At 40.8% G+C, this 25,407-nt stretch carries 15 protein-coding genes; 6 read left to right on the top strand and 9 right to left on the bottom strand.

Annotated elements, in window-relative coordinates:
• Positions 1 to 29: 29 nt before the first annotated feature.
• On the top strand, positions 30 to 875 hold the full coding sequence (locus PP2015_RS03155; protein ID WP_058028898.1) for a S1 family peptidase: 846 nt from the start codon (positions 30 to 32) through the stop codon (positions 873 to 875).
• A 165-nt stretch (positions 876 to 1,040) separates the two neighbouring features.
• Here PP2015_RS03155 and PP2015_RS03150 read toward each other — a convergent pair whose 3' ends face one another.
• Genes PP2015_RS03150 through PP2015_RS03140 form a run of 3 tightly spaced genes read right to left on the bottom strand, consistent with a single transcriptional unit; the run spans position 1,041 to position 5,209 of the window.
• Positions 1,041 to 1,904: an HvfC/BufC N-terminal domain-containing protein gene (locus PP2015_RS03150; protein WP_058028897.1), complete on the bottom strand. Its 864-nt coding sequence runs from the start codon at positions 1,902 to 1,904 to the stop codon at positions 1,041 to 1,043.
• Positions 1,904 to 2,854, bottom strand: coding sequence for an MNIO family bufferin maturase (gene bufB / locus PP2015_RS03145; RefSeq protein ID WP_058028896.1), 951 nt, complete (start codon positions 2,852 to 2,854; stop codon positions 1,904 to 1,906). The genes PP2015_RS03150 and bufB overlap by 1 nt, the downstream gene beginning before the upstream one ends.
• Positions 2,855 to 2,866: 12 nt before the next feature.
• Positions 2,867 to 5,209 (bottom strand): ferritin-like domain-containing protein, encoded by a 2,343-nt coding sequence (locus PP2015_RS03140; RefSeq protein ID WP_058028895.1) that lies wholly within the window; start codon positions 5,207 to 5,209, stop codon positions 2,867 to 2,869.
• A gap of 494 nt (positions 5,210 to 5,703) precedes the next feature.
• Between PP2015_RS03140 and PP2015_RS03135 the strand changes: the two genes are divergently transcribed.
• A complete protein-coding gene (locus tag PP2015_RS03135) occupies positions 5,704 to 6,624 on the top strand; it encodes a hypothetical protein (protein WP_058028894.1) in 921 nt (306 codons plus the stop codon).
• A gap of 273 nt (positions 6,625 to 6,897) precedes the next feature.
• On the opposite strand, the gene PP2015_RS03130 is transcribed toward PP2015_RS03135, so the two are convergent.
• On the bottom strand, positions 6,898 to 10,188 hold the full coding sequence (locus PP2015_RS03130; RefSeq protein ID WP_058028893.1) for a S41 family peptidase: 3,291 nt from the start codon (positions 10,186 to 10,188) through the stop codon (positions 6,898 to 6,900).
• Between the two features lie 549 nt (positions 10,189 to 10,737).
• On the opposite strand from PP2015_RS03130, the gene upp reads away from it, so the two are divergent.
• Complete coding sequence (gene upp, locus PP2015_RS03125) at positions 10,738 to 11,367, top strand: uracil phosphoribosyltransferase (RefSeq protein ID WP_058028892.1); 630 nt, start codon at positions 10,738 to 10,740, stop codon at positions 11,365 to 11,367.
• A 188-nt stretch (positions 11,368 to 11,555) separates the two neighbouring features.
• On the opposite strand, the gene PP2015_RS03120 is transcribed toward upp, so the two are convergent.
• From PP2015_RS03120 to PP2015_RS03110, 3 genes are all read right to left on the bottom strand, one after another.
• On the bottom strand, positions 11,556 to 12,032 hold the full coding sequence (locus PP2015_RS03120) for a hypothetical protein (protein WP_058028891.1): 477 nt from the start codon (positions 12,030 to 12,032) through the stop codon (positions 11,556 to 11,558).
• A gap of 116 nt (positions 12,033 to 12,148) precedes the next feature.
• The gene (locus PP2015_RS03115) at positions 12,149 to 12,655 is read right to left on the bottom strand and encodes a P-loop nucleotide/nucleoside kinase family protein (RefSeq protein ID WP_058028890.1); all 507 of its coding nucleotides are present in this window, start codon (positions 12,653 to 12,655) and stop codon (positions 12,149 to 12,151) included.
• 197 nt (positions 12,656 to 12,852) lie between these two features.
• Complete coding sequence (locus PP2015_RS03110) at positions 12,853 to 14,334, bottom strand: LytTR family DNA-binding domain-containing protein (protein WP_169792712.1); 1,482 nt, start codon at positions 14,332 to 14,334, stop codon at positions 12,853 to 12,855.
• A gap of 187 nt (positions 14,335 to 14,521) precedes the next feature.
• Between PP2015_RS03110 and PP2015_RS03105 the strand changes: the two genes are divergently transcribed.
• Positions 14,522 to 16,072, top strand: coding sequence for a serine hydrolase (locus PP2015_RS03105; RefSeq protein WP_058028888.1), 1,551 nt, complete (start codon positions 14,522 to 14,524; stop codon positions 16,070 to 16,072).
• Between the two features lie 498 nt (positions 16,073 to 16,570).
• Positions 16,571 to 19,420 carry a M16 family metallopeptidase gene (locus PP2015_RS03100; RefSeq protein ID WP_058028887.1) on the top strand — a complete coding sequence of 950 codons (2,850 nt, stop codon included), beginning with the start codon at positions 16,571 to 16,573 and terminating at the stop codon, positions 19,418 to 19,420.
• Positions 19,421 to 19,597: 177 nt separating this feature from the next.
• On the opposite strand, the gene PP2015_RS03095 is transcribed toward PP2015_RS03100, so the two are convergent.
• Positions 19,598 to 21,736: a winged helix-turn-helix domain-containing protein gene (locus tag PP2015_RS03095; RefSeq protein WP_058028886.1), complete on the bottom strand. Its 2,139-nt coding sequence runs from the start codon at positions 21,734 to 21,736 to the stop codon at positions 19,598 to 19,600.
• A gap of 913 nt (positions 21,737 to 22,649) precedes the next feature.
• Here PP2015_RS03095 and PP2015_RS03090 point away from each other — a divergent pair.
• The gene (locus tag PP2015_RS03090; RefSeq protein ID WP_058028885.1) at positions 22,650 to 23,675 is read left to right on the top strand and encodes a hypothetical protein; all 1,026 of its coding nucleotides are present in this window, start codon (positions 22,650 to 22,652) and stop codon (positions 23,673 to 23,675) included.
• Positions 23,676 to 24,147: 472 nt separating this feature from the next.
• Here PP2015_RS03090 and PP2015_RS03085 read toward each other — a convergent pair whose 3' ends face one another.
• Positions 24,148 to 25,119 (bottom strand): transposase, encoded by a 972-nt coding sequence (locus PP2015_RS03085; protein ID WP_058028884.1) that lies wholly within the window; start codon positions 25,117 to 25,119, stop codon positions 24,148 to 24,150.
• Between the last annotated feature and the right edge of the window lie 288 nt (positions 25,120 to 25,407).

The raw sequence follows: 25,407 nt of genomic DNA, 5'->3' as shown, positions 1-25,407 counted from the left end.
ACTCTAAACATGAATAGTAAGGAAGAAACATGAACTTAATAAGCAAGTTAATCCTCGGGGGTTTAATCACAGCCAGCCTGCACGCCAATGCCATGATAATTCGACATGATGTGAGTGACGGTAAATACATTCAACAAGCAGCCGATTACCCCGCTATTTTCCCTTTGAAAGATGATGGCAAAACTAAAAACTGTGTGGGTACTTTGCTGACTCCGCAATGGGCTATTACCGCTGCGCATTGCACTATTTTATTAGAGCCTGACAGTCAGCTAGAAATAGCAGGTAACAAAGCTAAAGTTCACTCGATTCATTTACCACCTGAATATGGCTATATGAAAGCGATAAAAAATGAGCAAGGCAAAATCATTGATATTGAAGACAAGGTTAAAGACGCGTCATTTGATATCGCTTTATTAAGACTTTCACATCCTCTCAAAGGCGTTCAAACCTTCCCTTTGCTTGAGCAAAAAGTCAATGTGAACCAAACCATAGAAGTAATGGGCTGGGGTGACTTTGGTAACGGTTTGGAAGGCGTCTCTCGCAAAGAGCGAGTGAACGACAGGCAACTGCGTGTCGCGCACAATAAAATAGACGCCATCAACGGCAACTATCTGATTTTTAATTTTGATGCGCCAGATAGCAAAAACGCATTACCCCTTGAGGGCATTAATGGCCCCGGAGATAGTGGCAGCCCTGCCCTTATTAAGCTTCCAAATGGCTATTTCGTTGCGGGGATCAGCTCAGGAGGAGATTACCCGGGTGTGCAAACTCATAAGAGAGAGGGAAAATATGGTTGGCAAGAATACTATATTAATATCAATGCGATGACTGCTTGGATAGCTGAGACCATGGCTTTGAGCATTACGAAAAATTAGAAGGTGTAAAACCTCTTATATGCCGTACTTAAGTGTCACTTTCTGGAAGTCGTAGACTCAGCGCTATGACTTCCAGTTTAAAATTAGGCGACTTTTAATAGCTGCAAACGCTTAGTCAAACCTGTCACAAAAATAACAGGTTTAATAGCGAGTTAGAGCAAACTCTTAACGGTTATTTTGAAACGAAAATAGCCCGATATTAACGGCACTTGGCAGCCAAATAGCCAACTGAGACTTCAAAGTTTGTGGCGCTATATTCATTCGCTCAGCACAATGCGTTACCGCATCACGGTAACATAACGGCTGCGCTTGAAAATGCAGTAATAAGTCTGTTTGCCAGTCGTTTAAGGTTGTGACTTTTAGCCGATATTGCTGTCGAGATATCGCTATATTTACCGACTCTGCTGCAGGTAAGGTCCACGGCTCTGCTTGCTCAAGCTGCGAGACAAGCGGCAATATAGAGTACTCAGTATGAATAAGCTGAACAGATTCAGGAACAGCTAAAATGCGCTCTTCTGCAATACCACAAAGTAACTCAAGTTCACTGATTGCCTCACTTTGATACTCAGTTTCAGGCCCGGGTTTTAGCAGCGCTAATGCTTTTGCTCTTTCAAACTTAGCCAGCTCTGATGGCACACTAAACATCGCTTGTTGATGGGCATTAAAATCACCTTCCGGCTTAGTGTGGGCTAAGAAATCAGAAAAACGCGCACCAAGCTGATGAAGCGTCCAAGATTCTGAGGGCAAGGTAACAATAAATGCTTTGGCAAACGTATCGAACACTTCATCTCCCATAAATCGACAAAGCAACGCAAACTCCCCCCGAAGACATTCAACCAAGCGCATCACATAGCCTGCAGCATAAATATCAACTCTTCTCATGGCGTTGAGTGATTCGCTACTTTTGACGCACTCATGCAAAGTTAAGCCATTGGCAGCTGCTTTATTCAGCTTTTGAGGCAGGTCGCCCCGAACCATTAAGACAGTGCTAAGCCATTGCTGAGTTTGTGTTAAATCGGGTACTTTCATTACAATAACTCTGCTCGCTCGTTAACAATCGGGGTCGAAATGGCATTTGTCTTAGATACTGTATCTTGCTGAGGAATGTGACCTTCAAGTACTAACTTCGCTTTATTTAGTTCTTCAACAAGCTCAGGGAAGCTTGGAATATTGGCATCCCATTCAAGTAGCGTCGACGCCCCACCAGTTAAGCTTTGTGCTAATTGATATAACTGCCAAACTTTTTCTGGAACGGGTTGGTCATGCGTATCAATCAAGCAGTCACCGCAATCACTGGGACCTGCAAGGTGGATCTGCACAATGTGTTCATGTGGTAACTCATGTATAAATTGCTCGGCATTAAAACCATGATTAAAGCTGCTCACAAAAACATTGTTTACATCCAACAACATGCCACAACCAGTAGCTTTAACCAACTCGCAAAAAAACTCACTTTCGGTCAATGTTGAATGCTGAAACTCAAGGTAAGTTGAAGGGTTTTCGAGTATTAAAGGCCGCTCTAAAAAGTCTTGAACTTGATCAATGCGGCGAATAACGTGGTGCAAACTTTCGTCGTTTAACGGCATAGGCAACAAATCGTGGCTATTTAACCCCGCAAGACCTGTCCAGCATAAGTGATCTGAAATAAGTTGCGGCTTCACAAACTCACCCAAAGTTTTTAACTTACTCAGGTATTCGAAATTAAGTGGATCACTACTACCAATATTCATTGATACACCATGCATTACCAATGGATATTGCTCCTTTAACAGATCGAGCACATACCGACCGTAACCGTGATTATCAATATAGTTTTCACTGATGATTTCAAACCAATCCACACCAAGTGGCGTGCCTTGATCTAGATGAGACATAATATAAGGGTAATGCTGACTTCGCAGTCCAACACCAAACCCTAAATTGCCTAGTTTGCTGATAGCAGACGCAGAAAACTGCTGCGTCTGAGTTCGTTTTATCATGCTAGCTTCCCATCAAGTTGAAGGAGGAAGTGCGAGACGAATATCTGAAGGTGTTGGCTGTTCTTTTGGATTACCATCCGCATCCAACAGACCATTGGCATTACAATAAGCTTGCCAAGCAATGTTATACACCCCATCGCCTTTTTCGTAAGGCATTAGTACGTGTTCATCTTGCTTTTCTGGAGCTTGTTTGCCTTTGCACGGATCATCACTTTTTGGATAAGTGTAATCAATGGCTGAGAAACTGTTTTTGTTTTTCAGATCAAACTTAAACAGCTGCATTTTATACTCACCGTCAGCCAGTTCAGGGAATAACTGAGAAGCCGAAATTGGCACTGCACACCCCCCTAAATTATTACACTTATTATCTGCAGGTGCACTTTTCGGCCCTTTAGCGACTGAGCCGCCACAGCTGCCACCAGCGGTTGTACTATGCACAAATCCACATCCCCCTTGTGCTTTACAATCGTTGCTGCCTTTACAACTGTGATACACCTCTGGAGGCGGTAAACCATCAGAGCCAATATTGGTATAACTCATTCCTTGGCAGGCATGGTATAGGGTTTGAGGATTCTGGGGCTCAATACCTGTTACCAGATCTGGTGCAATGCCTGTGGTGGCCCAACAAATCGACACCCTATCGCCAGAGCCACCCATTGCAGGACCAGGAAACTCATTAGTTTGACCAGACCAATAACGGTCAAGCGCTGTCGTTAGCCCTTTAATTGTGCCAACCGCAGATTGGCTAAATAACTTATGAGTATCACCAATATTTGCTGCTAGCTTCAAATTATTTAGTGCTTGAACCACGCTCTCTACCTGCGGCAGTTGCGAGTTAGTTTTATGCGCCTTATCTCCACCATTTGGGTCTAACAACGCTGAACTCCAAGCATTACCCTCAGCAAACCAAGTTGGCCAAGTCATATAACGCTCACTTGAGCTAGCGTTAGGTTTTTCAAAATCAACGATCAGCTGCAATGTGTCTGAGAATATTTGAAAATGATCTTTGTATTTATTCGTGATCCGCGCGCACGCAGAGCCAGAAATAGGCCCTTCATCGCCGCTTGCTGGGTAATCTGCTTTTAATGCTTCGGCACTAGGTTGAAACTTTTCTTTAACTTTACTTGGATGCTCTTCTTCCGATGACGCTGCCAGAGCTGCAAGAAGGTTCTGCGCCCATTGTTCTTCAACCCAGCATTTACTCAGCATTTCAGCTACACCGCCACCTTCGCCTTGATCTGTAATGGCATTCACATTATTCATTAAGGCTTCTTTTAAAACCGTATGATCTGCCTTAACGTTGAGCGAACCATTAATACCTGGGAACTGTGCTTGATAGCCTTTATCGCCAGAGCGTTCATTAAAGTAGTCACGTTGAATCGTTGCGTAATCGAGCAAGCTAGTGCCATCGTCATATTGGATCTGAATATAATTCCAATAACTGAGATACATATGCCCAATGGAACCAAATAATGGCAAATCACTTTCTTTATTGTTTGGCTGCCACCAATCATACGGGGCTTGTTCAAAATACTTAGGTCGCTTTGTTTTTTTGTTTGGTTCTAAGTATTTAGATTGAATAATTTTCTTCGCGTTCTCTTCCGTTTCTTCAATCAGCATAAAGAGCAATGTTTGTTCTTTATTGAGCTCAGTGGCGTTAACGCGTAAGTCTTGTAAAGTTTTGCCAGGGAAGATTTTTTTGAAGTAAGTTTGCACCTCAGGGCTTAGTTTCGATAAGTCTGTAGTGCAGTCAGCAAAGTCCAGAATATGCGGAATACCACTTTGGTTGTTGTAACACTCCCAACCATATTGTTCGTTGATCAATGCCTGACTAGTAAAACTTGGTGTTAGCCCCAATTTACTCGCCATATTTGAGGCAAGCTGTAAGTGCAACATTTCTTCAATAAAGACACTATATACGCCATTGAACACCTGCTGATTCACAGACAGAGCATATTTTTCGGCTTGCTTGTTTACATTACCTGACTCTCCTGCCAAGCAATCAATATTGAAAAGCGGTTCTAAATTAACATCGTACTCATTACGTCTATCTTCAGGAATATAGCCAGCAGAAGGCCCGAGCCCAGGCCAATAACGACCAGGGTAGAGATTCGACGAATCAGCAATTTGGTGTGTGCCCTGAATCGAGTAGAGACTAGTCATATATAGTGGAATTGTGAATAACTCTACGTTAATTGCTGCTTGTGCAATTGCCCGTAAACAAGATAAGTCGGCCTCTTTGTATTTGCTATCACGCGCTTTTATTTTCTGCTTTTGCATAGCACTGAGGAGGAGTTCAGGATTAATTTCTTTGCCTACTTCTACCGATGGGTCTATTTTGTTCTGCACATTCATAACTTGCTCCTTTGTGACGGTGAACGTTGTGTAATATTGCTGGCCTACATAAAAATGTGGCTGGATGTTTTATCCAGCTGTGACTCACAAATTTTAGTTAGCTAGTACAGGTGAGCGATGACCGCTCGTTATACACAGTAGTCGAAAACACCGCTGAAGAAGATTACACAGCATTACAAACTTTTAACATTTACCACATATTAGAATGGTGAATTGGGTAGATTAAATAAATACAGCGATCAGATTTCGTCACTTTGTACTGATTCATAATATATCCAATGTTCATTTTCTGATTTTCATTTTCTTACTTGACGTACGAACAACTAAAACAGCGAAATCAAAGCTTTATATTATTTAAATTCAATACCTTAATTACTTCATCTCCCAAAATAATAAGCATTGTAATAGCCTGTAATGGTTATAAGTATTTTCCATGCTTAAATTTGTGTTACCGCTTTCTAGGAAGAAGTCATTCACTAATTTAAGGTAAAACTATGAAATCACTGTTAGAAAAAAATCACCCATCACTATATGAAAAACTGGAAAATGAACAATGTAACGAAAAAAAGCAGGAGGCTTACTACGAGTTTGTGCAATCTTCAAACAAGATAGAAAAAGCTGATTTTTTTACATTACTACCAGATAAAAGAGCCGCGCTCCTCGACAGTACTGGAAAGAGTATTGAGAAAGAGCTGAAAAGTTTAGTCGACGGCTTAAGTGATATTGCTGATATGGTAGACAAGAAAAAAAGCCACAGCGAGATAGCAGATAAAATGATGGATGTAGGTGTTGCGGCATTTGGCGTATTAGCCACTGAAGCATTTGAAAACACATTGAAAGATCACGACAAGATAACGACAGAAGTGATCAAAAGTGCAATTGAAATCGCACTCGATGTGGCTGAAAACCTCGGTGAAATCGGGGAAATTATTGCTGCAATTATTTTAGTCATCATTCCGATAATTTATTTTATGCTGAAACCCGCATTTACAACTGTACTTATCATCAATGATTCAGATGAAAATTATAAGTTCGGAAAACACTTCAATACACATGGCAAAACGACGTCTTACACAACTTCCATAACATCAACATTTGAAAAAGATGGGCAAACCTTCTCCAATGCGGGTTTTTTCACATCTTCTAAAAAAGATGGAGCACTCTACGGCACACAATCAGGGTTTACGCTACTAACCGGTCAGGAAACGCTCGCATTTGGTGCTGAATGTCCTTTAAATGGCAGCAATAATTGTTATTGTGAGTTCGATAAATCTGCAGAGCAAATCTCAAAACTGACAGAGAAAAAGAAAGATCTGTACCATGAAGTAAGCAAAGGAGGCTTAGGCTTAAATATTCGTGGCAACTCTAAATCTGGTGGCTTAGCTTGGTTTATTGGCCGAATTTATAACACGTAGAGTAAATCATAAGTTATTTTGTAGGTGCCCCATGCTTAGTCTGATTTTGGGGCACAAATAAATATACGTTTAAATAAAATCTGCCGTTTTAATTATAACTCCATTAATCGTGACACAGAGTTGGTATATGTTTCTATTCTCTAATTATTTATGCCGTACAGTTCGCTGTCTTCATATTAATCTATTGAATTAGCAAAGATAAAAAAAGCCCACATAGATGTGGGCCTTTACTCTTATATGTCGTTAAAAGTAACTTAAGATTTTACACCTAAATTATTTTCCTAGCTCTTTAGGCATCGCAGGTGCAACAGTGTGCCTAACTGGTTTAAAGGTTTTCAACTGCTCTAACACTTCGCTAATAGCACGATCAAGTTGTGGATCTTTGCCCTGATTTACCAGTACAGGATCTTGCTCAACGTCAATATCAGGTTTAACCCCTTCATTTTCAACACGCCATTCATGATCTGGTGTAAAGAACCTAAAGTGAGGCACATTCATTCTGCCACCATCAACAAAGTTACGATTTGCCGAAACACCAATTAATCCACCCCATGTCGTTTTACCGATCAGAGTGCCTAACCCCATACGGCTAAAGCTGTAAGGTAAAAAATCACCGCCCGAACCTGCATCTTGGTCGATAAGCATCACTTTAGGGCCATACACTGCACCTGCTGGCGTGCTCAAAATCATATCGCCTGAACGATATTTCCAACCCGCTAAATATTGACGAGACAGAACATCCGTAATGTAGTTTGCTGCTTGACCACCACCATTACTACGTTCATCAATGATCATGCTTGGTTTATCTGTTTGTGGGTAGAACATACGGTTAAAGTTGGTATACCCTGCCGTCGTTGTGTTAGGTAAATAAACGTAGCCAGCTTTACCATCGGTTTGCTGCCAAACGTATTTACGATTGTCTTCAACCCAGTTCCAGTGGCGTAGCATACGCTCATTACTGATAGTCTCGACCACAACTACTTTGGCATCTTCTTGCTTGCCCGTCTTACTTACTTCTAGGCGAACTTGGGTATTCGCTTTACCAGTAAACAAGCGATAAATATTATCTGCGCCAGTTAATGGCTCGCCATCAACGCTATGGATCACATCTCCTTCGGCCACTTCAATGCCCGGCATTGCTAGCGGCGCTTTAAGGTGCGGGTTCCAGTTTTCACCGGTGTAAATTTTGCCAACGGTATACTGGTTGTTTTTAACAACAAAGTCGGCACCTAATAAACCAACAGCAACACGTTGCTCACGATGACCATCACCACCATAAACAACATTGTGGCCGACTTCCATTTCAGAAATCATTTCACGCATCAGATAGTTTAAGTCTTCACGTCGACCAACATGCTCAACCAATGGCTGATACTTCTCATACACCTTTTGCCAATCTAAACCATGGAAATTAGCATCATAAAAATAGTCACGTTGATTGCGCCAGCCTTCAGTGAAGATCTGTGCCCATTCTTGACGAGGCTCAATAAGCGCTTTCACACCACCGGTGTTAATCGCTTTCGCTTTGACCGTTGCCCCCACTTTACCAACGCTGAGTTTATTGCCTTGGCTCAACATCAATAAATGCTTACCATCATGAGAAGTTCGAACGTTGAATACGCCACTTTTTACTTCTTCGACTTTACGCTTTTTAGTATTAAATCGTTTTAAACTTGCATCTCGCAGTGCACGACCTGAAGTTTCGATACTGCTGCCAGGCTGTTCATTCTCAACAAAGTATAAATTCTTGTCATCACCCACAGTTAACGACGAATAGAAACGTTGTGGCACAGGCAGCGCGACAATACGTGTTTCAATGCCTTGGGCATCTATTGCCGGTTTGACTTCTTGCTTATCTGACTTCTTATCGCTTTTTGCTTCTTTACTGTCATCTTTAGCGGCTGATTTATCGTCTGTGCTTTTTTCTTCAACAGCATCTTCATCAGCTAGTTTAGGCAGTAGCGGTGATTTACCATCGGCTTTCAATACCGCTGCGTACAAACCATAACGCTGCGGGTTTTCTTGCGTACTCATATCAAGGAAGAACGCGCTTTGACCATGATTAGTCGATGATGCAAAGTACAATAGTTCTCCATCAGGACTAAACGCAGGAGATGTACTATGGCTCATGCTGTCAGTGATTTTTACATGCTCTCCTGATGCAATCTCATAGACATATAAATCTCTGAAATAATTATCATTGGTTTTGGTATAGGCAAGCAGCTTTCCATCTTTTGAAACCGCGGTATTAAAGCCGTTCATATTGATATTTTGCATGACTTTGGTTTTGTTACCTGAGTCCAACTCCAGTAACCACAGATTCATTTTAGAATCGGTATACACAAGTTGTTTGCCGTCACCGGTGAAATGCAAAAGTCTTGCGTCTGCCACACTTTCGTTTGCAGCAAAGCGTTTTTGTTCTTTACCAAATTGGTCAGCAATCACAATCTGGTAAAGGCCATTTTCATCTGTAATATAAGCCAGTTCATCACCTTTTGGTGACCATAAACCATCGCGGTCATTAGCACCGCTCGACTTAGTTAAATTCTTTGTTGCGCCATCTTTGATAGGCACACTAAAAATCTCGCCACGCGCACTTAACAGAACACGTTTACCCGTCGTTGAAAGCTCCGCATTCGTCAATGAAGGCATGGCGCTTTTCCATGATGCACGTAATTGCGGTAAATCAGGATTTAGAGAGATATCTAATTTTTTACTGCGTTTCTTTTTACTATCAAAAATATAAAGCTCACCACCCATGCTATAAACAATTTCTCGTCCATAGGCATCGGCACTCGTAATATCCCAGTTTTTGTTTTTACTGACTTGTTTTATTTTGCCATCGTCGTAGCTATATAGGCGCTTATGCTTGCTTCGATCTGATAAGAAATACACTTTGTCACCCACCCACATAGGATGCGTGTCGCTGGCATTTACATGAGGGATCTCTTTATAGCTGTTTTCTTTTAAATCGTAGATCCAAACTGGAGGGGTTGTTCCGCCGCGGTGGTTTCTCCAACCACTACTTCCTGCATGCGCAGGGTGATGAGGGTTATAAGCTAAGTAACGGTTATTGCTAGACAAGTCACCATTTGCGACTGACGCCTCCATCACCTTCTGTGGTAAACCGCCCTTAACGCTCACTTTATAAAGCTGGCCAGTACGACCATTAGCTGTTTCACGATATGAAGTAAACAAGACGCTGTCGCCATCATCAGCCCAACCAATCACAGTATCTCTACTACTATGGAAAGTGAGGCGCTTAGGCTGACCACCGTCAATCGATATGATGTAAACATCGCTATTGCCATCATAACCGCCTGTGTAAGCCACCCATTTACCGTTAGGAGATAAATGCGGGTCACGCTCGTCAGCAGCATGAGATGTTAAACGAACAACCTCTTCACCTTTTTTATTAGTACGATAAATATCACCAGCGTAGACAAACGCAATGTGATTTTTACTGATGGTTGGCGACAGAAGCAGTTTTGTATTATCGGATGCATTCGCTGAGGCTGCACTAAAAAGTCCTGCTAAAGCGAGTGTTATTGTTTTTTTATTCATTCCATTTTTCCATATTTTCCGCGTTATAACATAACGAAAGGTTTGTACCTTTTTTATCATAGGGGAAGAAGCTCAATACTAAAACCTAAGAGATCTATCAAACTCTAAGTTAACTCGCCCTTCTCCCTTGAAAAACTTTTAGACAATAAGATTTATCGCTAATAAAACTTAAAGTCACGAAAATTTATGTAAGCGGATATAACAACATGTTGTTTTTATAAGACTTTAGTGGGATGTTTGGTTGGGTGGCTATGTTTTTGCGGTGGTGAATTCAGGCCGCAGGAGTTTATTGAAAACGTAAATGTCTTTAAGTAGACAAATCACTTATTCGTTCTTTTAGTAAAACGAAAAAGAGGTTGTCTTTGAGCAGTCACGGCAAAATTTAAACCTAAAAAGCCAGTCCATTTCCTACATTAAAAAGCAATGAAAACACTTATTGATGTGCAACTAAAACGGGCGCTTTATAGATCCCATCTAAATAAAATTTTATTGATTGTTATCCTTCTTGTTAGACTTAACTAAATTAAAAGAACTTATTTAGGGCATAACATGAACGTAGTTGAAGTTAAGCACCCACTGATTTCTCACAAGATGGGACTGTTACGAACACACGATATTAGCGTTAAAGCATTTCGTGAATTGGTATCTGAAATTGGCAGTTTATTAACCTTTGAAGCAACAAGAGACCTACCGCTAGAAGATACCACCACCGCCTCTTGGCAAGGTGATATCACTACGCAACAACTAGCTGGTAAGAAGCTAACCTTGGTCCCTATTTTAAGAGCCGGATTAGGTTTAAATGAAGGTGTTCTATCAATTATTCCGTGTGCCAGAGTCTCTGTGGTTGGCCTTTATCGAAATGAAGAAACCCTAGAGCCTGTACCCTACTTTGAAAAGCTCACTTCTGATTTAGATAAACGTGTTGCTCTAGTCGTTGACCCAATGCTAGCAACGGGTGGCTCTATGGTAGCGACCATCGATTTATTAAAAAAGCAAGGCGTAAAAGACATTAAAGCCATGGTACTAGTGGCGGCTCCAGAGGGTATTCAAGCGCTGGAAGAGGCTCACCCAGATGTCACACTGTATACAGCCAGTGTTGATGAAAAGCTCAATGAGCAAGGCTATATATTGCCGGGTCTTGGTGATGCGGGTGATAAGATATTTGGGACTAAGAAGTAAAGGTCTGTTAAAAAGAGGCAGCGAAATAAACAGCTTTAATCTGTAGTAGTGGCTTTATGCCGCTACTGTTTTATATGAAGGATTATCCAATTTAGTCATTTTGAACTTATTTCAGAATCTATATGTCTTCATGACTGCTTTCGGCTCTCTGAGTGCTATTAATGCACAGCGCATGACCTATTCCTGTTTCACAAACAAGTTGTACCTACGGGGCAAAGATAAACATCATAGGTTAGATCATTTGAGGCACCACACCCTGTATTCACTTCAAAACTAATGTTTTTAGTCACAAATGGATAGTATCCCTCTGCAAACGCCACAATGCTCACATCAAATGCTAGGTTGTTATGTTCTAAAATTGCATGGTACGCACCCGTTTTTGTATCCTCATTACGATCATCTGACGAAATAAACACTGGTTCCACGGTGCTCTCTTCATTTTCACTTTCCATCACTACACGAACAGATGCGTTTTCAATCAGTACATCACTGTTCAATGACTCTCTAATAAATACATTTATATGAGGTGAGCCAAACCCTGTACAAGTATTTTTTCCGCCTTCAACAGGTGGAGTTTCAATTTCATTTCCTGCGTGGGCATCACTACCACAGCCACTAACATGTAATGCACTCAATAATACTAAGCCGATAGCTTTTAGATTCATCTCAACATCCTATTTAAGAAATTAATATAATTTACTAAAAACCATCATACCCAGTATAGGTACGCAGATAAACCACTGTTTACATTAAATAACTTTTAAGATCTTTGAATTACACTCTAAATTGCGGTAGAAGATTCAGCTACATCTTCTACCGCAAGCTGCTCACTCGCTTTTGGAGGCTCAAAATATTGAGTCACTTGATGAAATACCTCAGGCGTATCGAAATGTGCTCGCTTGGGCTGTGCCAATCTGCGTTTAGCAATCCGAGATAAACATACTTCGTCACTAACCTGTAAATAAAAAAGCGTATGTTCGCACTGAATCTCATTTGCCAGTGAGACTAACCAAGCCCGTTGTTTTACTGTATTTGCAGGGAAATCCATCACAACACTAAGACCAAGGCTAAGTAATTGCTGAACATGTTGTTTTACAAATGGTTTAATTAGATTCGAGTAGTGTATATAGTCATTAAACTTCGTGATTTGATGAGGGTAATGTGCTGCCAACCAGGCATCTTCACTCAATAAAACCGCCTGCCTCTGCTTAGCAATAACTTGCGAATAAGTTGATTTACCCGCCCCCATCTTCCCACAAAATAAAAATAACTGAGCCTTACTGTTCATTCCTTTCCCTCGTCACTAATTGAACATGCACAAAGCGTCTTTGCTGCTTTGTCATGCGTATCTGAGTTGCACTTTGCCTATGAGTTTTTACCGCCGACTTTAATGTATACCGTTATGAACTCACTTAACACCTAACTGCCACTTGTTTAGCATCTAAATGAACAATGAGGTCAGTATTGATTCTGTAGATAGTTTAATTAACCAAGTTGCTTTCTAATTTTTGGCATTATCCGCCTACTGACGGGCACGGTGTCACCCGAGCTCAGTATCAGATTTCCACCGCCTGATGGCAGCTTTTCAAGAGACTGAATCAACTGCTTATTTACAATATATGAGCGGTGTATACGCAAAAACGTTGCCGGCAATTTTTCTTCCATGAGGGTCAGGGTCTCGTTGTGCAACACATTACGTCTATCCAATAGACTGATCTCGACATAATCTCTTGCCCCCTTCACAAAACAAATATTCTCACATGATATCCATTCGCTTTTGTCTGCAAGATTTAGCTTTATTTTGGATGGCGTCTGCTGCTCACTATATTCATCTAGTGCTTGTTGCAGCTGAGCAGCTCTTTGCTGCGCAAGCTGCTTTTGAGACTGCTCGTGTTTATATGCAATGGCATGCTGAACAAAAAAGAATAACAAAAGCGCTGCAACAAAATAATAAAAATAAAGATCGAGAAATTGATTAGGATTTACTGCAATTATGATAAAAAATATAAAAAGTGCACTAGCATGTTTTCTCGCATTTTCCTGCCTATTGAATGCTTGAAAAGCGGTAATTAAAAAGCTGACACCAGCAGGCACTTGTATGGCGAACACGGTTTTATTTTCTATCGTATTTCCCAAATAAATACATACCAGCGTAAATAACATTGAGAGCAAGAAGCAAGCCTTGCGATGATTTTGCACAAACCCATCTATGATATACAACAGCAAACTTAGCCCGCTTAACGTCCCCAGCAGTAAGATAACCATCAACCGAACTTCATGATAAGGGTATTCGTATGCAACTAATCCTCTTGATACCTCAGTCAGCAATTGCAGTACTACTAACAAAGAGAGTATAGGCAGCCAAAAAGTGCCTCGTCTTGGACTCAAGTCTTGCCATACCAACACGCTTAAGAAAATCAAACCGATGATCAAAACACCTAACGGCACCAATGTAGGTAGATAGTGGTGCAATACGATATCTTGAGGTGAATCATAGTATGTAACTATCGCAAGCGGGATTGAACGACTGATATCAAACGCTTTATGATGAGATGACAGTTTAATCACTAGCTCATTTTGATGCTCTTTAAGTAGCCCCTTAGGTATATAGGTTACAAAGTCCATCACACCAGGCTGCTCTTCTTCAGCTTGGAGAGACGGGTAACCATTTCGGCCAATTAATTCGCCATTAAAGTAAAATTCAGCCGCTGCTTGAGCAGAAAAAAACAGCCCTACGGGTTTATCAATGTGCTCGGGGTCGCCTAAGTTAAACGTAGTGCCTATCCAAGTTAATTTATTGCCCGTCTTTACCTCGCTCAAAGGCATCGCTTTGCAGTTTTGTAAGAAGAAGGACTTTGAAGAAATCTTTTCATTTTCATCATAACAAACCCTAACCTCTTGAATAAAATACTTATTAAATTCATCCGCGGCGAGTTGCGTAGAGAATATCATGGTAAAAATAGCCAAAAAGCAACCGCATATGTGATTAATATTTATCACAGTCTGATTCATGAAGGGCCGAACACTCATCCTTATAATTTTTACTACCTTTTGCAGAAGAAACGCCACCGCTTGCATATAAGTGCTAGAAAAGTAAGAAGTAATTGGTAATGTCCTTATCAATTAATATATCGCTTTAAAGGGCTCATTTTTTATGAACTATATCAAAAAATCTGTTTATACAGGAATCGTCTTATCTCAGTTAGTGTTTGCCCCACTCTGTCTAAGTGCGCAGTTAACCCCAAAACAAATAGATGCACTTGTTGAAAAAGCATCAGGCGAGCTTAATGTACCAGGGGTAGCATTGGCAGTTGTGAAAAGTGGTGAAGTGGTCCATGCAAAAGGTTATGGCGTTCAATCTATTGAAAGCAACACACCAGTAAACACCGATACCCTATTTCAGGTCGCCTCAATTTCAAAATCATTTGTCACTGCAGCATTGGCAAAACTCGTAGATGAAAATAAACTCAGCTGGGACGACAAGGTCATTGACTACCTCCCACATTTTCAAATGTATGATCCTTGGGTAACAAGAGAGTTTACTATTCGCGACTTGTTAACTCATCGCTCTGGTTTGCCACAAGGTGCTGGAGATTTATTACAATGGCCTGATGCAGCAGCACATGCAACGCCGGATGAAATCATCTCGGCACTCAAATATTTAAAACCAACCAGTTCATTTCGTTCTGACTATTCCTATGTCAATTTAATGTATATTGTCGCCGAAGAGGTTATACGCGAAATAACCAAGATGCCTTGGGACCAATATGTCGAAAAAGCATTAATTGCCCCGCTGCAAATGACCCAATGTGTAGCAAACCCAGCTCGAATTAAAATACCAAGTAAGCGTGCTATACCACATATGGAAGTTAACGGCGAGCTCAAGGCCACTTTTTTCAAAGATGATAACCAAATTAATTGTGACATAGCGGGTATGGCAAAGTGGGCACAGCTCTTTCTTAGCAAAGGTAAACTACCAGATGGACAAAACTTGCTCTCTGAAAAGCAACATGCAGAAATGTGGAAACCCGTTACTTTAAAAAAAGTCTCTTATGTTGATAAAAAATACGCACAAGCACATTTTCAAGCATATGGATTAGGCTGGAATTTGATGGATTTTCATGGCCACTTGCATGTCTCTCATGGTGGTGCGGTACAAGGCATGACCTCGCATATCGCATTTTTACCTGAAAAAGATGTAGCGGTTATAGCGCTGACAAATCAATGGTCACGAGCAGCCCAAGGTCTCACCGCGACTATTCTAGAGCACTACATTGAATCAGAACCTACAAATTACATTGATGTATACATTGAAGGTAGAAAACGATATGAAGCCTACATAAAACAACAAAAGAAAACAGAAAAGCCTTTGCAACCGGGCACAACCAAACCACCTATGAAGCTTACTCAATATGCCGGCACTTACAAGGATAACTGGTATGGCACAGTGGATGTCACAGCTACAGGCTCAGAGCTTAACATTAAGTTTTCTCGTGGTAACGCGTTAACTGGTGAGCTTAAACACCTAAAAGGCAACAGATTTGTTGCAAAATGGTACGACCGAACATTGAATGCAGATGCGTTTGTTAACTTTGACGTCGACTTCGACGGTAAGGTGAGTGGATTCAAAATGAAAGCGATAAGTGCAAGCACTGACTTTTCTTATAACTTTCATGACTTAGACCTAAAAAGGGTGAGCGAGTAGAAGTAAAGTTAGATATTAATTACTAAGGACAGCCCCCTGAAATTCAACTAATTAGGTAAGTTTAAAGTGGAAGTCATTGCAACTTACCCACAAACACAAATGAAGTCAGAGTCCGAAATCAGCGACTCTGACCCTTTTATGAAAATCAACGACCCTGACCCCTTTGATTCTAGGCGGCGACCGTAACCACCGACCCTTCACGTATTCCTAACAAAAGCAGATTAATAAAGATTACTGAGCAACGTGTAGCGACATGATATTTAGATCCTGCTTGTAAAAACCCTCAAAATGACGAGAAGCCGCTGTGGAATATTTCAATAATAATTATAACCACATGATTTTAATGATAATAAAATTAAAATTAATTCATGATAACTTCATAAGCGACTCACCGAGCAGAGATAGTTAATCTTGTCGTCAACAGCAGAGGAGACAGCATTCGAGCGAGCTCCTCTAAACAGATAGATAAAATAATAAAGTTGATATAAGGATTTTCTTATGCTTTTAAACAAAGTAGCAATGGCAGTAATTATGGCTGCAACATTAAATGGCTGTAGTCAGTTTCAATCGTCTGAAAACATAAAATATGCAGGTGCAGAATTTGTTGAACAAAAACAGGTTGAGCGCGGTGATATTGGTATCGCATATGAAAAGTTTGAATTGGATAATGGCCTAACAGTTATTCTACATGAAGACCATTCTGACCCATTAGTGCATGTGGATGTGACTTATCATGTTGGCTCTGCACGAGAAGAGCTGGGTAAGTCAGGGTTTGCTCATTTATTTGAGCACATGATGTTTCAAGGCTCAAAACATGTGGCAGATGAAGAACATTTCAAAATAGTGACTGAAGCGGGTGGAAAGCTAAATGCCACAACGAATTTAGATAGAACTAACTACTTCCAAACCGTCCCAGTAAATCAATTAGAGAAGATGCTGTGGTTAGAGTCAGACCGTATGGGCTTTTTTGCTCAAGGTATTACCCAAGAAAAGTTTGAAGTTCAACGTGCTGCGGTAAAAAATGAACGTATGATGCGTTATGACAATGTGCCTTATGGGCAAGGTACCGAAAAGTCGCATCAAGCACTGTATGGCTATGGACACCCTTACTCTTGGATGCCAATTGGATATATGTCGGATCTAAATAGAGCTGATGCCAACGATTTAAAAGCCTTCTTTAAACGTTGGTATGGCCCAAATAACGCGACACTAACGATTGGTGGAGCAATTAGTCGCGATGACGTGTTGCCATTGGTACAAAAATATTTTGGTTCAATACCTAGAGGCGAGGCCGTGACCAGCGCTGCAAAACAGCCAGGTACATTAAGTGAAACCCGTTTTGTATCATACGAAGATAATGTATCACTACCACTGATCAGAAAAACCTATCCGACGGCCTATATGGGGCACCAAGACGAAGCCGCATTAGATGCGCTAGGTTATTTTATTGGCCAAGGTGAAAGTTCAATGCTGCATCGAAAATTAGTTGATACTCAGCAAGCTGTCGTTGCAAGCTCTACGCATAAGTGTTTTGAATTATCTTGTCAGATGATTATTGTCGCACTGCCACACCCTGTAAGTGGTAAAACGTTAACGGCGCTAAACCAAGATATTGAAACCTTAGTGAGTGACTACATTGAAAATGACCTGACTCAAAATGACATTGAGCTATTTATTACCAAACGAGAAGCAGAAATTGTTAGAGCGCTGCAAAGTGTTCAAGGTAAAGTGTCAATGCTTGCCGAGTTTGAGACTTTCCATAATAGTCCTGACTACTTGAGTCAGCAGCTAGCGAGTATTAGAGCGCTAAAAGTAGATGATATTAAGCGTGTATATGCTCAATATGTTGCTAACAAACCGCATACTGTGCTCAGCATTGTACCTAAAGGCAAGCCGGAGACAGTGGCGAAACCGGACAATTATACACCAACATTTTTCGAACCAGCAGGCACTGAAACGGCTAAAGCTGAGGTAGAGTTACCGGTTATCGTAGATACTTTTGACCGCAGTATCAAGCCTACCTCTGGTGCTGCAAAAACGCTTAAATTACCAAAGCTTTGGAAAACAAAAACTTTGAATGGTATTGAAGTGTTAGGTACAGAAGATGCTGAAACGCCTACTACAACCTTACTATTACAAATTCCAGCCGGTCGCTTATATGACCCAGAGCAATTACCAGGTCTTGCATTATTAACGGTGGAAATGCTAACTGAAGCCACAACCCAACATACAAAATCAGAGCTCGCTCAGCAGTTAGCTAAACTTGGTGCGGAAATATCATTTGATGCTAAGCCTGAGCACATTGAAATTGAAGTGTCGACTTTAACGAAGAATCTAACGCAAACATTAGCGGTGTTGGCAGAGAAGTTATTGCAGCCTAAATTTGCTGAATCAGATTTTGAACGGGTGAAAGGCCTTGTCATGGAGTACAGTAAAGCAGAGCGAGATAGTGCTGACTTTTTAGCGGATAGCGCATTAAATGAAGTGATGTATGCAAAAGGAAACTACAGTAAACCTTGGTTACCTACTGTTGACGAGCTTGCAAAACTAGAGCTTACCGATATTAAATCTTATTATGCCAAACAAGTTCGCCCGCAAGGCAGTAAATTGTCGGTAGTGTCTGATATGGCGCAGCCTAAACTGATTGCCGCATTGGAAGGAGTATTATCTAAGTGGCAGGGTAAAGGTGAGCTTACCATGGCTAAACCAACACCTGCGCAGTTAGACAGCAACACGATTTACCTTGTGCACAAAGAAAAAGCACCACAGGCGCAGATTAGGGTAGCAACGCATACTGTGGCTGCAGACTTAACCGGTGAGCATTTTAAAAATCAGATTATGAACTTTGCGTTCTCAAATAGTTTTAACAGCCGTATGACGCAAAACTTGCGAGAAGATAAAGGCTTCACCTATGGTATTCGTGGCATTTTCTCTGGAAATCGAGACACTGGACACTATGTGATTTCTTCAGGCATTAATGCTGAAAATGTGGCAGATGCACTAAACGAAATTCAACATGAATTAAACTTGGTTAATACATCGGGACTTACAGACAAAGAAGTGGAGTTCACAAAAAATGCCATTGCCCAAAGAGATGCACTGAAATATGAAACACCAGCTGCGAAGTTAAGCTTCTTTGCGATGATGCACGCACATAATGTTGATTCAAGTATTGTAGAAACACAGGCTAACATTATCGAAAAGGTGACTAAAAAAGAACTAAACCAATTGGCTGCTAAGCACCTTGTACCAACAAATATGACTTACATTGTAGTGGGTGACGCGCCTTCATTGACAACGCAACTAGAAGCTAAAGGCTTTAAAGTTAAAACATTAACCATCCAATAAGTTAAACAAATTGATCCCAACCGTGGCGAGCACTCTGTGCTCGCCATTTTTTTTTTACTCGACTTTTGACAAATAAGCGCATACCGAAGTTGGATTTTTACTTGGTACTGGGAAGACGGAAAACACGTGGTAACTGAGTACCAATACGATGTAATCTATTATTTGTGCTGACATGTCCTAGCGTTGATATAACTTAATTTCATTATGGTATCGAGTGATGTAAGAAATCAGCAGTTTGTCACCATGTGCATCTAAATAGTAGATGCCAGAGTCGGCATTGACTACGGACTTGATATCCCAAACGGTTTCAAGGGTGTTATCGCCATTAAGCTTAAATACAGACTGTCGATTATAAAGGTATATATCACCGTTAGCTGCCGTTATCATGGGTCTAACCTTTTCACCGTTCAAACTATGGTGCAGGGCTTCTCCCGATATTAACGGGGTGACTTCGGTGGTTACAACGTTTAATAGTGCAATGTCTCGATTGCTAGATAGAGTGACAAGCTGGGTATCGTCATACCAGTCAATACCGACAATATTGCTAGCAGGAAGAGTTTTGCTTTGTTGATCTCTGATAGAGATCACTTCAATTATTTTATCATCCGTTATTTCATGGGCGCGCAACTGTGCCACTCGATTATTGTATAGGCGGGTGTCACCATTCTTTTCGTTATCTGGCATCGTGTATAGTATATCGAGTGAGCCTAAAGCTCTTACTTGAGCGACTTTATTCACAGTCTGCTTAACCAATATTTGCCGCTCGGTAGGATCGGAGTCTGTGATGGAATATCCAGCACTCAGCTGTGTGATAGGACTATATCTATGATGTTGGTCGATTCGAATTACACTATATGACTCGGTGTCCTTAAAGAGCGAATCCGTGTAGGCAAACTCCCCCTCTCCAAGATAGGCCATAATCACTTCGTAGATCTTGGGTTTAGCAAAAGCTGTTGACTCGCCCGTTTTTAAATCAATGACATAACTGTCATGATCATAGCCATAAGTCGTCATGAGTAGCTGACTCTTTGACATAGGCAAAACGTATGATGTTGGTTCTACTGCTACTTTCACAGGTGGTAGCTCTGTTAAAGTTTGCATTGAATAACGCTTTATTTCGCTGCGGTCATGGTCAAACCACAACACCGTTTTTTGCTTAGGATCCCAATTTGCAGCCCACAGCAAATGTGGATATTCAGCTAATTTCAAGGTTTTATGGCCATTTAGAGTGGTGACTAATAGCTCAACCTTATCACCAATGTTACGCGTAAAAATTAACTGTTGTGTATCGGGGATGATTGCAAGCAGGCGATCACCAAAACCATGATTGCTGGGTGTCGTGATCCGAGTTTCTTGCTGTGTATTAAGGTCGTAACGATAAATGGCTCCGAGGTTGGGTATCCCTAAATACCCCCATCGGCTATACACAATTTGTGCTTGGCCAAAATCAAATATTGCGCTGATAGAACCGCCAGAGCAAGGGAATAAAACTTGATCGCGGTCACTGGTGTTAAGAGATAGGCGATGTTTGCGATATTCGCACACCGATTGCTCTGAATCTTGCTTAGCTTGGTGTAGATAGTAAATCCAATTACTGTCGGCAGACCACCCTAAAATAGAGCTGTTTGTCGGTATGCTTAGTGCCTTCTCATGTTGGGTGGTGAGATCCATTAATCTTATCTCTCCTAGTACATTCGCTTCATTGGTCGCGGATTTAAAGCTATAAGCAAGGAAGCGCTGATCTGGAGAGTTGTATAATTTGCCGTGATGGCCTCGATACCACGAGAGAATTTGATTGCTAAATGTTGTAGCTTGTGGTAGCTGATGGTTATGCTCAGTAGTTTTACGGGGTATCACTACATATAGAGTGATGGCAATAACTGCCAAGAAAAAACCGGTAAACGCAATAACATAATATTTATAAGGCTTTGATACTTTGCTTTTTTTGCAAATGGGAGTCTCTGCTTCAGCTGACAGCTCCGTTGCATCTTCTAGCGGTACAGTAAAGCTATAGCCTTTTCGGTAGTGTGTTTTAATCACTGGTTTGGGTTGCAGATCAGAAGCCAGCTGCTTTCTTAGCTCAAATATGACACGGTTAATTGTATTATCATCAACAAAATTAAGTTGCCACACGTTTTGTGCAAGCTCTTGGCGAGTAATGATCCGGTTTTGATTTTGAATAAAATACATCAGTGCTTTAAAAAGTAATGGTTCTAGCTCCTTACTTTCTTGGGCATTACTGATGGTTTGCGTGGCTGTATTCAGTTTCCAGCATCCAATATCAATATAGTTCGGGTGCGTTGTTTCGAGATCCATGAAAATTCCAAATTAGTGACGAGTAATATCAACTTGTTTAGGGTCTGTTGAGCTTTGCTGTTTAATTTTTTTCGTGTTTTTTGGTCGTGACGCTCAGTTTGCCGCCTAGTGTTCTAGGTAAAATTTAAGCAACAATGAACAATGCCAACTCAGGTAAATCCAAAGGGCCGCGCTCGATTAGCACTTCTAATGTGTTGCTCCACATGGAAGTAGAGTAAGGTGACTTTTTAGGAGTTCATAGTCTTATCGACTGACTTACATAGAATGACTACGCTACGCAGACACTGCCTTGTATAAATACCACTCAAACTACTGCAACAACACACTTGATGATAAACAGATCCTAATATCGATATTATCAAAGATTTTAAAAGAATATTCAGCAGTTATTCCTTATATCCTTGAAAATTAACAGCTATGAGCGCTGTTTGTGGTTAAAAAAGGCAGTTATATTGTTGAGACAAGCGCTTTAGTGGTTGGGGTTTAATGTAGATATAATGGGATCAGGTCGAACCCTTTGACTATAAATACTACAGATGCAAAACCTGAATCTGTAGTTTGATATAAATGCAATCAAAGCCAAAAATCAACGACTCTGACCCCTTTGATTGTAAGTAAATTGAAAAGCCGTATTGATGTTGATCCGAATCTAAATGACCAATTAAAACTATTAACTAAAATCCTGACCAATTACTTTAATTATTTTAATTATTTAATTTTTTAATTTTCGACCGCTATTTCTTGCGTCTTGGGTGGTGACTATACATGTCCTAAAAATTTTTATTAAATAATAGTTTTGAAGATAAAAAACATAATTTACTCCGATTGGTGCTTTATGAAACTAGGTATCATTTCTCCGAAATAATCGAACCAGAACATGATTTAGCCAAATAACAAAAGGAGAGATCAAATCATGCCATATAACCCTAAAAATTATACTCATTTTCAAATGATCGCTTATGAAACACCTACTTTGCATCCTGCGCCTGCAGGTGGAAATGCGCCAGCCATTGGTGATGTTCCAGTTGAAGACCCAGGCAATGCGGATGCCTACACTCGCCTTTTACGATTAGCATGGGTAGTTGAACAAGCCTATCAACAGGTATTTGCAGCTGGTGACAATGCCAATACGCTAAAAGTATTCATGGTACCAGAATTCTATTTTCGTCCAGATGATGGCCCGAGTAATAGTTACGACATGGTTACCGGTGGTGCCATCGTTAAAGCTTTGTCATCGATGTTTGCTAATGATAAATTTGAGCACTGGTTATTTGTTGTCGGATCGATTTTTTATTATGTAGATGCCGGGACGCGAATCCATTGGAATGACGCCTACATTGTTAAAGGCGGCTACACGGGGATTGATCTACCGACCAAGTTGGTCACTAAAAGAAAAATATCCTCCATTGATGGTGCTAATCCCATTTCGAGTCCCGCCAACCATTTTAAGTTAAGCGATTATCTCGGTACTTGGGCTACCCGACAAAAGAATCTTGGCTATATTGATAATCTGTTGTACGGCATCGAAATTTGTCTCGATCATGGTCTAACCTATGAAGGGGGTAAGAAGGGTTTTTTGAGGGATACAGCTAAGGAATATAGTGTCTACCATGGTACCCCTTACCCCGTAAAACTGCACTTTCTAACCGCGTGTGGGATGCCGTTGAAACCATGCGCTGTAGCAGCGAAAGTCGGTGGTTATGTACTGAGGGTTGACGGTCACTACTGTTGCCAGCCTGGTATATGGAATGTACCTTTTTCTCAATGTGCTAAGGTTACAGCCCAAGATCTTGAGGGTGGGGTAACTTTGGATGCAAATCTGGCAGAAGCATGGCATTTCGATATCCCTCTCTTGCAAAGAGCACCAGTTGTAGCTAACCCTGTTGAAGTGGCGGCCGTTACTCAGCGGGTTGTTGCTTATCAGGTCGCTGAACTTTAAAAGTACGAATAAACCTAATAAAGGTGTCAGGTCAGTTGCTTTACAATGCTTTTAATAGATGGGGTAATCCCCCCATTTTTAATTGAGCTTAAAAATAGAGGGTTGTTGTTTAATTAAATCTAACTTTTGTATGGGAGTACTTTCACCTTAGTGATCCCCACAAAAAATACAATTAAATCAATCATCATCGAGTTTCAGTGTTTTCCAGTTCAATTCCTCCAGCCGTCCTTTGAGCCATTTTAACGCCGCTTTCATCTCAGTGAGAAGGTTTTAACAGGACAGCCACTTTAACTTTTGAAAACAGAAAGCCAACAACAAAGTCTGTATGCAGGCTAACCTATTCAAATGTCTAAACCTAAACCCAAAAAGGTAAGTAAATGATTAAAAACCACAGGGGGTAACGTAAAAGTATAATTAAGCAACGTGGCTATCGATAAACAACCAAGTAAGTACAAAGAAGAGTATGAGATATTTAGGCAAAAAGCCTTTGGCATTGAGTTAAATTGCTGCGCCGCTGTAATTGTACGTGGTCACAATAGCTTTGCAGTGACTGTTCACGCCCTACTGCCCCTCTAAAAGACTTGGTAAATTGCGTGGTAAGTTTTAGCCAGTTTTCAGGGCAAATATTTAACCTAGCTAAAATAGGCTGAGAGGAGTCGATTGAACCTCTTTTATCTACACGTATGCACTGCCCTGTTTGCTCTACCAGCTGTAGATAATTCTTAAATTCAAAAGGCAGACCTTTAGGCATATGTTTTCTGGGACTACCAGAGAAGCGAAGTAAACTCTTGGGCTGCTTTCCCTCTTTTGCTGATTCAATACGTTTTTTAATGCTCGTATGCTCTGAGGTTTCTGGCGTTTTCGCCATCTTAGCGCGAATAGGATTTAAATCTACATAAGCCATACACGCAGCTAAGGCGGCTTCATCTAATAGCGCTTGTGATTTAAAGCGGCCTTCCCAAAATCGGCCTGTGCAGCTGTCTTCTTTATTGGCTTTTCGGGCGATATGCTCATTTAAAACCCGCATAAACCAACTGATATCAGACAAGCGCTGCCTAAACTCTTTTATTTCTTTTGCTAAAAAGAACTGCTGACCTTTATCTAACTTTTCACCAGCCAAAAACTTTTGTGTATGGAGCGTGCCTTTAAACAGTTTATGCCATCGGATTAGCACTGCTTTATCGCTGAGTCTGTTTGCTTTTTTATCGTCAGCGTATAGTACAAAGTGGGTGTGGTTACTCATAACTGCATACGCACAAACATCAATACAAAATACTTTAGATATCTGTTGCAGTTTATCTTCTATCCACTGTCTTCGATGCTCGTAAGATTTTCCCGTATGCGCATCTTCACCACACAAATAGGCACGTCGCACACAACGTGAAATGCAGTGGTAGTACTTAGTATCTTGCAAGCTCACTTGCTGCTCTCGTGCCTTTGTCATTGTATGTGCCTACTTGAAAGTCTTGAGTTTAAAAGTAGGCGATGGGTGTTTATTGGTCAATTTTTATGGTGGGTGTCCTATTTAAATTTACTTTTGAACCTAAATACTACAAATGCTCAATGCAAGACCTGACCCTGTTGATTTCTCAATGCTGAGTATCTTTGAACTTTCTGAACTTTCTCTCTAAATAAAGAACAAATGGCAAACTTATTAAAAACTTAACAAATTCTCCCGATAAGAAAAACGAACCAGAAAACCCTACTGCTATTATGACCCCAAATATTTGTA

Origin of the sequence: Pseudoalteromonas phenolica (assembly GCF_001444405.1) — a bacterium.
In the GTDB taxonomy this organism is placed as follows: domain Bacteria; phylum Pseudomonadota; class Gammaproteobacteria; order Enterobacterales; family Alteromonadaceae; genus Pseudoalteromonas; species Pseudoalteromonas phenolica.
Note: the sequence above shows the minus strand (reverse complement) of the source record. Positions and strands in the feature narration are given on the sequence as shown.

Excerpts from the sequence above, each read along its gene's own strand:
- bufB (WP_058028896.1), bottom strand. The coding sequence starts at position 2,854 with ATGATAAAACGAACTCAGACGCAGCAGTTTTCTGCGTCTGCTATCAGC.
- PP2015_RS03085 (WP_058028884.1), bottom strand. The coding sequence starts at position 25,119 with ATGACAAAGGCACGAGAGCAGCAAGTGAGCTTGCAAGATACTAAGTAC.
- PP2015_RS03135 (WP_058028894.1), top strand. The coding sequence starts at position 5,704 with ATGAAATCACTGTTAGAAAAAAATCACCCATCACTATATGAAAAACTG.
- upp (WP_058028892.1), top strand. The coding sequence starts at position 10,738 with ATGAACGTAGTTGAAGTTAAGCACCCACTGATTTCTCACAAGATGGGA.
- PP2015_RS03090 (WP_058028885.1), top strand. The coding sequence starts at position 22,650 with ATGCCATATAACCCTAAAAATTATACTCATTTTCAAATGATCGCTTAT.
- PP2015_RS03150 (WP_058028897.1), bottom strand. The coding sequence starts at position 1,904 with ATGAAAGTACCCGATTTAACACAAACTCAGCAATGGCTTAGCACTGTC.
- PP2015_RS03095 (WP_058028886.1), bottom strand. The coding sequence starts at position 21,736 with ATGGATCTCGAAACAACGCACCCGAACTATATTGATATTGGATGCTGG.
- PP2015_RS03100 (WP_058028887.1), top strand. The coding sequence starts at position 16,571 with ATGCTTTTAAACAAAGTAGCAATGGCAGTAATTATGGCTGCAACATTA.
- PP2015_RS03155 (WP_058028898.1), top strand. The coding sequence starts at position 30 with ATGAACTTAATAAGCAAGTTAATCCTCGGGGGTTTAATCACAGCCAGC.
- PP2015_RS03105 (WP_058028888.1), top strand. The coding sequence starts at position 14,522 with ATGAACTATATCAAAAAATCTGTTTATACAGGAATCGTCTTATCTCAG.
- PP2015_RS03130 (WP_058028893.1), bottom strand. The coding sequence starts at position 10,188 with ATGAATAAAAAAACAATAACACTCGCTTTAGCAGGACTTTTTAGTGCA.
- PP2015_RS03120 (WP_058028891.1), bottom strand. The coding sequence starts at position 12,032 with ATGAATCTAAAAGCTATCGGCTTAGTATTATTGAGTGCATTACATGTT.
- PP2015_RS03115 (WP_058028890.1), bottom strand. The coding sequence starts at position 12,655 with ATGAACAGTAAGGCTCAGTTATTTTTATTTTGTGGGAAGATGGGGGCG.
- PP2015_RS03140 (WP_058028895.1), bottom strand. The coding sequence starts at position 5,209 with ATGAATGTGCAGAACAAAATAGACCCATCGGTAGAAGTAGGCAAAGAA.